Consider the following 1,330-nt stretch of genomic DNA (forward strand, 5'->3'; position numbering starts at 1 on the left):
TGAACCGTCACGGGTTCTCCGCCGCCGTTATGTGATGCTCTCGACGGGTTGTCGGGCAGCGTAGTAGGCCTGCTCGTGCTCGACCGGGGTGTTCATCCCGAGGGAGCCGTGAAGGCGTCGGTGGTTGTACCAGTCGACCCAGCCGGCGGTGGCGTACTCGACGTCGGCGAGGGTCCGGTAGGGACCGTCATGGAAGACGGTCGTGGCGATGCACTCGGTCTTGAACAAACCGATGATCGATTCCATCAGGGCGTTGTCGTAGGCGTCCCCGACGGTCCCGATCGATGGTGCGATGTTCTCCAGCTCGAGGTGCTCGGTGAACCGGATGGACGTGTATTGCGAGCCCGCGTCGGAGTGGTGCGACAAAGTGCCGGGCTCGATCGGGATGCCTTGCCGGTGGCGGTCCCACAACGCGATCCGCAGCGGGGTGAGCACCAGGTCGGTGCGCTTGTTGGTCGCGGCGTGCCAGCCCACGATCCGTTGGGCGTAGACGTCGACGACGAACGCGACATAGACGAACCCGGTCCAGGTCCTGCAGTAGGTGAAGTCTGCGACCCAACTGGTGTTGGGTGCCGGTGCGGTGAAGTCACGGTCCAGCAGGTCGCCGGCGCGACGACCGTCGCGGCTCGGGATGGTCGTGCGCAGCTGGCGGCCGCGGCGCACCCCGTTCATGCCCAGGTCCCGCATCAGGCGGTCTACGGTGCAGAACGCGACGTCGTGGCCCTGCCGTCGAAGCCAGTGGGTCATCTTCCGGCGGCCATAGAGCCCTTCGGGGGCGCCACGCACGGTGATCAGCGCGTTGGTGATGACCGCGTCCTTCACGGTTCGGGCAGCGATCGGTCGGTTGGCCTGACGCCAGGACCGGTAGGTGCGCGCGGCGACCGGGCAGCCGTGCTCGGTGAGCACCCTGCAGGTCGACTCGACCGCGTGACCGGACGCTCTCATGTCGTCGATGAACGCCATGATCAGCGGTTGCGGGGGTCGAGCTCCCCGGCGAAGAAAACCGTTGCGGACTTGAGGATCTCGTTGTCCTCGCGCAGCTTCTTCACCTCAGCCTTCAACCGCTTGATCTCGGCCTGGGCATCACTGGTCACCCCCGGGCGGTCACCCGCGTTGATGTCGGCCTGGACCAGCCATCGTCGAGCGGTCTCTCGACCCACACCGACCTTTTTCGCCACCGCCTCAGCCAAAGCGGTGTCAGAGGGATAGTCCCGCCGATGGTCGGCGAACATCCTCAGCGCGCGTTCCTTGACCGCGGCATCGATCTTCTTGGGCATGTGCTCATCCTCCTGGACTCAAACAGGAGCGGCATCAAACCCGTAACGGTTCA

General features: G+C 65.5%; 1 protein-coding gene. It reads right to left on the reverse strand.

Features of this window, described 5'->3' with window-relative positions; all coding sequences use genetic code 11:
• Positions 1-27 precede the first annotated feature (27 nt).
• Positions 28-1,277 (reverse strand): IS3 family transposase gene (locus DJ010_RS21655; protein WP_109697545.1). Its coding sequence is split into 2 segments (ribosomal slippage): positions 28-1,004 and positions 1,004-1,277, totalling 1,251 coding nucleotides; the frame shifts between segments, so codons are not numbered across the junction.
• Between the last annotated feature and the right edge of the window lie 53 nt (positions 1,278-1,330).

The sequence above is a fragment of the Nocardioides silvaticus genome, from assembly GCF_003160695.1.
GTDB lineage: Bacteria > Actinomycetota > Actinomycetes > Propionibacteriales > Nocardioidaceae > Nocardioides > Nocardioides silvaticus.